Source organism: Dietzia natronolimnaea (assembly GCF_002289575.1).
In the GTDB taxonomy this organism is placed as follows: domain Bacteria; phylum Actinomycetota; class Actinomycetes; order Mycobacteriales; family Mycobacteriaceae; genus Dietzia; species Dietzia natronolimnaea_A.
On the sequence record NZ_NTGA01000051.1, the window covers coordinates 1 to 7,011 of the forward strand.

A 7,011-nucleotide genomic window follows, 5' to 3' on the forward strand; every position below is an offset into this window, starting at 1 on the left:
TCTGCAGCAGTAGCGACATCACCAATCGGTAGTCAGTCACCGTGCCTCCTGTTCGGAATCACGCGCAGCCTGGTTGCCACGCGTCGAACCGACACGAGCACACGACGCCGCCCACCGCTACCTGATGCTCATCCTCGCGCTACCCGATCGTCAGAACCCTGCTTTCCGAAAGGCGTCCCTAACACCGCCAACACCAGACACGGATCAACGCACTCTGAAACCGGAAGAGCCACCACCCCCGGTGGCCGTCGGGATGGCGGTGGGGTAGCCGGCCAGAACGGCGCGGGCTGCACTATTAGCATCGAGCATGTCGGACATGCCGCTGATTCGCCGCAGGCGACAGTTAGTGCGGTTGACTTCGACCACCTGGTGCCCAGGCCCGCAGGAAAGAGGACTGTGCGGCACCGTGGGACCCGGGCTTTTCGATACCGAAGACGGTGACCAGACCGAACGAGGTGGCCCACTCCAGCAAGCGCTGGTACCCGATCTTCTCGGCGGGGAGGATCAAGGTCTCGATAGCCTCGGCGACCGGGCCGAGGCAAGGCTGCAAGGTGGATGTCTATGTGGGTGTAGACGCCGATCACAATGTGCCCGGAACGGATGATTGGTGAAGTACCATGGCCACTATCATTGCCGTCTCCCCCTTTTACGGAGAACGTGATGGCACGCTGTCACCGGAGGGTGGACATGACGCTCAGGGTGACGCTTCGCAAGGCTGCTCCCGGCTCCTTGTCACGGGTCGCTCCCCGTTCTGAGGCTCTATTCCTCAGCCCACCGTTCGATCGCCGCATTGCGCTCCATCTCAGTGTAGAAGTAACGCACGTGTGGCGCACTGTAGATCTCAGCGAGAAGGTTCCGGTCCAATCGAAGCCGAGCTTTAAAGTCTGCATAGACGTGACCGTAAGCCTTTGTCTTTGCTTCGTTGCTTCGCAGCAATTCAACGCTGCGACCTAATAGTCTTTCGCTAAACTCGGCCCAACTATCGGAAATCCTGTCAAAGCGAATGATACCCGCCTTTACCCGCGAACTCTCTACTACTAGGTAGCCGGACGACTGATCAAATGGTGTACCATAGAAATCTAAGCCGAACAGCTCATTGAATTGTTCCTCGAACCAAAGCGAACCACGCGTCACTTCATAGGTCGAATGAAACCAGCCAAGGTAGTCCTCAACCGTGTGCTCACCGGGGCGCGGATACTGGCGGTCCGGTGTATATCGCTCTAGGTTCTGGAAGAAGTCCGAGATCGCACGATCAATAGGATCGCGCACCGCCGAGATCACGATAAAATTTAGGCTTCCCGTGACGCGATCGCGGATTAGAGGATATAGAATCTGAGTGGTGTAGGCGGTCCGGCGTGGCGTGATCTTCCGTCGAACGGCTCTAACTCTCGGATCGTCGGCAGACCGGATCACATGACTGTGCATAACAACAGAATTCGGTACGGGGTTGTCGGCCATCAAAGCGTCGTACATAGACGACGACCCGACCTTGCCCTGCGAATGAGTAAGTATTATCGTATCGGCACCCCGCAGCTTTCGCCGCAAGCGAACTTGCTCGCTTGACTTCAACAATGCAGCCTGTACGGCGTTACCCAATCGCCCCTTGGGCGCAACGTAGAGTCGCCAGAGAAGCTCATAGTGAGTTTGCTTCATCTCAAAGATCCAGCCTAACCTCTAATAATAAGGAATCGACGCGCGCACTCAAACGCCACGTTGTCTGAGGCGACCGAAATTCCCCTTGCTGCCACTCTGGTGCCAAACTGGAATTCTTCCGAGAGCGCCCACGGCCCGAATAGGCCGCGCACTAACTTTAAGGCCCTTTTCTCCGTCAGGAACAATCGTACAGACCAGGAAAAAGCAACCTAAGCAAACAGCCTCGGTAACCATCTTGAATACAGAACTGCCGATTCCGCCGCCTATAGCGAAGTATCCAAAACGAAAAAGTACAACGCAGTAGAAGACAACGAACAAGGGGTTAGCCCAAAGATCTGACCGGACCATATTCGCCAGAATCTTTAGAGCAACACCAAACAAGACCGCACCCAAGACAAATCCCAACAGTCCGAAGTTCCAGTACCACTCGGCATACCAGCCTGGGGGGACCCCCGAACGCTCATTTCCGTAAACGTTGATACCAATCTGAGGTCCGATGCTGACCAATGGCTTGTCAGGCCAAATCGCCCGAGGAATCGGCGCAAGGAGATGCCCATAGATGGTCGAACCCATAGCCCAATCCAACAGGCCCGGGACTGCTCGCGTCACGTGAGTAAACGTAAAGAAGTCGCCGAAGTTCCGGTTAAGCACAACCAGTCCCTCAAGACCTTCGATCAAGTCTAATTGAGCATTCTGAAGCCAGTCCTTCGTCCCTCGAACATTCGTCATGAACACCAGAGCGCCCACTGTGACAAGCGCACCGAACAGGATCGCGAAGCGAGAGGGTCCATGATGCCGAACGCCCGCATCGATTGCCACGGCTACAATTAGGATGAAGGCGACCTCGGATCGGCTCGAAGAGTAGAACGGAAGAGCCGCCGCATTCACGAAGAGGAATGCGATGAAAATGCCGCGAACGGAAATGTACGAGAATCTGGGATTATCATACACCGTTTTGCCTAGGTAGCCCCACAACGCGACTTGTCCGAACGAGTTCAGAAAACGCAATACGCCATGACTTTGGTAGTCGTCGCCGACCTCTAGACCTGAAATGACGGACCTTTTTGCAGAGATTTGCTCGAGAGAGAAGCCGCCAGACACCTGAACATACGCGAGAAGAGCCAAGAACCCGATCGCCGCGAAAACAACGGTCGGAAGAATAATGCTGTTGGCGAACACGAGTCTACTAAAAGGGGGCCTAATCTTAGCGCCCCAACGTTCACTGAATAATACATAAACCAACGCGGTAAGGCCAATGCCTGCTAGATACCACAGGCCGGGACCAACAAAGTAGCTACTCTGATGCCCAAGCAAGAACAACTGGTCGATATCCCGAGATGCAAACGTCGGGTTTAGTGAGATATAGAACCCCCTGGCCGCCCCGCCGAAATGCACCGTGAGCGCTAAGAGGCTCCACGGCGACAAGAAGCTGTACCGCGGCAAGACTAACGGCAACGCAGTCATCCACGCCGCCGCAGCACCGATCGCGGCCAGTATCGCGTCCGGATCTAACAGTGCCCAGGTCAACATGGCGAAAAGCCAGATCGAATCGAAGATCAGTATCGCCAAACCTGCGCGACTCACGCTCGAACTCGAGATCGGAGGCGAGTCTCTGGAACCCACCCTCTGATTGATAGTCGTGTTCATCTCAAGCCAGCATGCGCGCCGAATGCCTCACGCCACTTCCGGATCGCCGCATAGTCTATCGACAACGGTGACGGTTGAACTCGACCGTGAATTGAGCGATGAATTGCCAACGTGTCCCACCGGCTCTCGACGTTCAAACCGCTGTCCTTAGATATTTCGAAAGCCCGATTGTCTACAGCCAGTATTAGCGCGGGTTGGCCACACTGCAACGCACGGACCCCTGCGTGGAGACGGGTACCGACGAAGTCGGCTCCCGGAAGAGCGGCGTCTAGGCTCGAGACGCCGGCGCCCTTCCATACGACATCAGGGATCCCGAGTTCCCGAAAATATGAACCGTCACCAGGCCCCATACCGACAATGCCCACCTCCGAGTACTTTTCTTTCACGACAGAAATCCACCGACGATCCGCCTCTGGATCAGAACGCTTGTAGTCCGTGATCGTAATGACAGCCCTGTCGTTCCGTCCGAGAGGTCTTTGCGCTCTTTCTTCGAGGTTCCACATGGTCGGGCATCCCGTCATCAGAGAAGAGAACCCAAGCGCGGTGATGCGCTTGTTGGTATACGCGTCGCGAGTTGAATGAGTTAGTTTGTCTGTGAGTATTATCCGTAATAGATTACGCGTGTAAAGATTAGGTTCGTCTTGGTACTGCCACCACCCGACGCCGACGAGAAGAAGCTTGTTTCTCATTCGGATAGCCAAGTCGGGATCAATTAGCCATTGACGGAAACGTTCCATCCTCGAACTGATTGCGTTTGTTCCAGACAATACTACCAGGTCGGCCTCGGAAACCAGACGCCGCTCATCCTTGCGTAGCAGTCGATGGGTCGTGAGCCGCTCGGCGTCGCCTACCGCCAGACCCGGAATTGACTGCACGGAGGTGGAAATAATCTCGTCTCCAGCATTCACGTTTTCCAGCGCGGGGTCAAACACGACGATTTTCACTGATGCTCTCCAATTGCTCAAGAAGTAAGGTCAATACCCAACATTTTCCGAACATATTTGACATCTTCGGCATAGTAATCGTTTAGTCGCTCTCTGACTGACGGCTCTAACACGAAGGAAGGGCGAGTTCGGGCGGAAACACGATCATTTAAACTAGCGCAAAATCTCCAACCAGTACCCAAGGCCAATTTCGCCATGCTACTTCGATCCGCGTAGACGGCGCCGGTCAGTTGGTCGCGCGACGTTAGAGCCAATCGCATACGTCGACGCAACCATAAGTCGACGCTGTCGCTGGCCCCTGAATTCACTTTGGGCGGGACCGTGGAAGCAAGCTGCACCGCGGCGAACGAAGGAACTTTTTCCAGGGCGCGCTTCGGATCCGTAATGACGTCCTTCTGGTTCATAAAATGTAGTCGTTCTGGCTTGACGCTTTCGACCATGAACTCGATGTGCTCTCTGTAGCGCCCCCAGTTTAACACCTCCCAAGCGCGACGGGCGTCAACGTGTTTTCCGTCGAGCAACTCCTCCAACAGCTGGTTGGGATTTCCAAACGGCAAGTGTCCATACTCGATGTAGTGCAGCGTTGCCGAAAATGCTCGACCGATCGGGTCCCGAAGGATGACGATGACGTCCGAATCCGGGAATTCTCTGGAAATACGATTGGCGATTCCGCATGTGGTGAAATAATTAGCTCGCTTGAAACCGATGACCTGGTCGGCCGGTGCGTTGGCAAGTTTGTACCTCACCCTCGACGCACCGCCGGCTTCGAAGTACGGTGACTCTAGCCAGGGAATCTCACCCGGCTGGACTAGAACCCCGGTCGAACCGTTCAGGTATTCGGCCGCAAACGTCGTTGCCGACTTCTGCGCTCCAGCAATGATAAAGTCGGGGTTTCGAGGCCTCATAGCAATTTGCCCTGCGTCTGTTTCAGGTTCGGTACAATCCGTGCGGCGTCAACCTCGTGTTCGGTGAGCCGCTTACCATCTGTTCGGTTTACCTCCATCGGACTACTCTTAACGGTCGAGATAGGCTCATGCCAATCAGCATCGGCGTGCTCTCCCTTATCGTCAAGCACTTCTCCGGCCACTTTATCGTCCGTCCGCATCTCGAAATATAAGCTATCGATACCCTTGTCAGGCGGATCGAGGTCTGTGCGGGCGTCCCCAACTATCTTGATCGGCTCACCTACATTGAGCCCTATCGCATCCCCCATCAGTTTATTCCCCGCCGCCTGCCATAGCGATTAGCAAGCTTCCGCGGTCGTCATGGCTGACAGGGCCGCGTCGGAATGGGACACCGTACGCACTCCTACCCCTCCGATCCGCCAGTCTAAGACCGTCAAGATCTCCGCTTTGTCCCGTCACGCACGCAGTAGAATCCAACACCAGCACCCAAGTCTGCCTCCAACGCGGGGAAACCTGAAGCCGGTGCACAGCGCCCCCGAGTGACTCCGCAACCGGCGAGAGTCCATCTCGAAACGGGTCAATGTGGTACGCACCCGGCTGCTTGTCCTCCTTCTGACGGCAGTGGGTCGAACGGACGCCTGAGGCGCCCGACCCTGCCAGAATCGGCGACTTCAGCCTACCGCGATGATCCTCCGCGTTAGCTGTGTTAGCGCCTCCAAAGTGGACGATCAATCCGAGCACGAAACCGTTCACGACGTTCTGGGCAGTCTTCGGCGGCTCGGGCGCGTCCGGGACCGTGGGCGCCTTGTCGATAATCAACTTCGCGAGCAAGATACCTGCGCCGCCTGAAGTCTCGCGGTAGGTGAAGACAGTCTCAAGCACCATGCCACTGCCGTTGTTGATACCAAGCGTCTGCTTGGACGACGCGTGCGCTGCCGTGCCAATTAGCGGGTCCCGCATATCCTCCTTGGGGTCCTTCCATCCTGGCGATTCAGTCGGTGAGCCCAGTATTGCCAAGGAACCACGGGCCAGTAAGCTATGTTACTTAGGCACTCGGTATATGGCCATCCCACGCCTTCTTGGGCGTGTATCAACCTTCTGGTGGCGGCAGTTGAAGTCCTCTTACAATTGGCTTTCCCGAGGACTTTGTCGGCTGGCTTTCCCGAGGACTTTGTCGGCGGTCTTGGCCCAGACGGAGGGTTGGGAACGGTTGTTCCTGCGTCGATGAAGGCGTGGATTCCGACCTTAAGGTCTTGGACGAGTGTGAGGACGCTGCGGCGGATGGCGTGTTGTCGACGACGCCCAGCCAGAGTTCCCCGACGAACCTTCCGAGGCGTGAGTAGGTGTAAGTGGAGGGTGAACCAGGGGTTGGTAGCCAGCCACCCTATGAAGTTGGCGTGCTTGAGGCCGGCGAAGTTGTCCATCCCCCAGGACGGCTCAGTGGGCTGTCCGCCCGCATCGACCACATGTCGAAAAGCCCACTCGACTCGCTTGAGGAGGGCAAGAACTCTTGGTCTCAGCGGCGCGGTTCCAGTGCGGCGGTGACCTGTCCGGGGGCGATCCCCAGAACCGCGAACAGCGTCGGTTTTCCGTAGCGCGGGTAGTCGTGGGCTGCGCCACTTGATCAGGCGGGCCTGCAGCGGCAAGTTCGGATGCATGCGATCCAGCGCCTCAGTCTGGGAATTCTCGTTCACGTACAACTCGATCGCGTTCTGAAGGCCGCACCAGATACAGCCCACAGATGCCAGTGAGCTTGCCGACTAACTCGAGAGGTGGAGAACCGGTGCGACTCGGCCCGCACGGCCTGATCCCGCACGCGCGCCACGCCGTGTGGCAGATAGGGCCAGTGGGTACGCCTAGTC

Annotated in this window: 6 protein-coding genes; 1 reads left to right on the forward strand and 5 read right to left on the reverse strand. The window is 56.5% G+C overall.

Annotated elements, in window-relative coordinates:
- Positions 1-759: 759 nt before the first annotated feature.
- Entirely contained in the window at positions 760-1,653 is an 894-nt protein-coding gene (locus CEY15_RS17210) for a putative capsular polysaccharide synthesis family protein (protein ID WP_095719437.1), read from the reverse strand.
- A gap of 48 nt (positions 1,654-1,701) precedes the next feature.
- The gene (locus tag CEY15_RS18300) at positions 1,702-2,832 is read right to left on the reverse strand and encodes a hypothetical protein (RefSeq protein WP_141244316.1); all 1,131 of its coding nucleotides are present in this window, start codon (positions 2,830-2,832) and stop codon (positions 1,702-1,704) included.
- A gap of 217 nt (positions 2,833-3,049) precedes the next feature.
- Here CEY15_RS18300 and CEY15_RS17215 point away from each other — a divergent pair, with 217 nt between their 5' ends.
- A complete protein-coding gene (locus tag CEY15_RS17215; protein WP_095719438.1) occupies positions 3,050-3,283 on the forward strand; it encodes a hypothetical protein in 234 nt (77 codons plus the stop codon).
- 13 nt (positions 3,284-3,296) lie between these two features.
- Here CEY15_RS17215 and CEY15_RS17220 read toward each other — a convergent pair whose 3' ends face one another.
- Genes CEY15_RS17220 through CEY15_RS18305 form a run of 3 tightly spaced genes read right to left on the reverse strand, consistent with a single transcriptional unit; the run spans position 3,297 to position 5,457 of the window.
- Positions 3,297-4,244, reverse strand: a complete 948-nt coding sequence (locus CEY15_RS17220; RefSeq protein ID WP_176475174.1) for a polysaccharide pyruvyl transferase family protein — start codon at positions 4,242-4,244, stop codon at positions 3,297-3,299.
- A 17-nt stretch (positions 4,245-4,261) separates the two neighbouring features.
- A complete protein-coding gene (locus tag CEY15_RS17225; protein ID WP_095719440.1) occupies positions 4,262-5,149 on the reverse strand; it encodes a sulfotransferase in 888 nt (295 codons plus the stop codon).
- Positions 5,146-5,457, reverse strand: a complete 312-nt coding sequence (locus tag CEY15_RS18305) for a hypothetical protein (protein WP_141244317.1) — start codon at positions 5,455-5,457, stop codon at positions 5,146-5,148. The genes CEY15_RS17225 and CEY15_RS18305 overlap by 4 nt, the downstream gene beginning before the upstream one ends.
- Between the last annotated feature and the right edge of the window lie 1,554 nt (positions 5,458-7,011).

Bases quoted from the DNA above. Each gene is read 5' to 3' on its own strand.
- CEY15_RS17210 (WP_095719437.1), bottom strand. From the start codon at position 1,653: ATGAAGCAAACTCACTATGAGCTTCTCTGGCGACTCTACGTTGCGCCC.
- CEY15_RS17225 (WP_095719440.1), bottom strand. From the start codon at position 5,149: ATGAGGCCTCGAAACCCCGACTTTATCATTGCTGGAGCGCAGAAGTCG.
- CEY15_RS18305 (WP_141244317.1), bottom strand. From the start codon at position 5,457: ATGGGGGATGCGATAGGGCTCAATGTAGGTGAGCCGATCAAGATAGTT.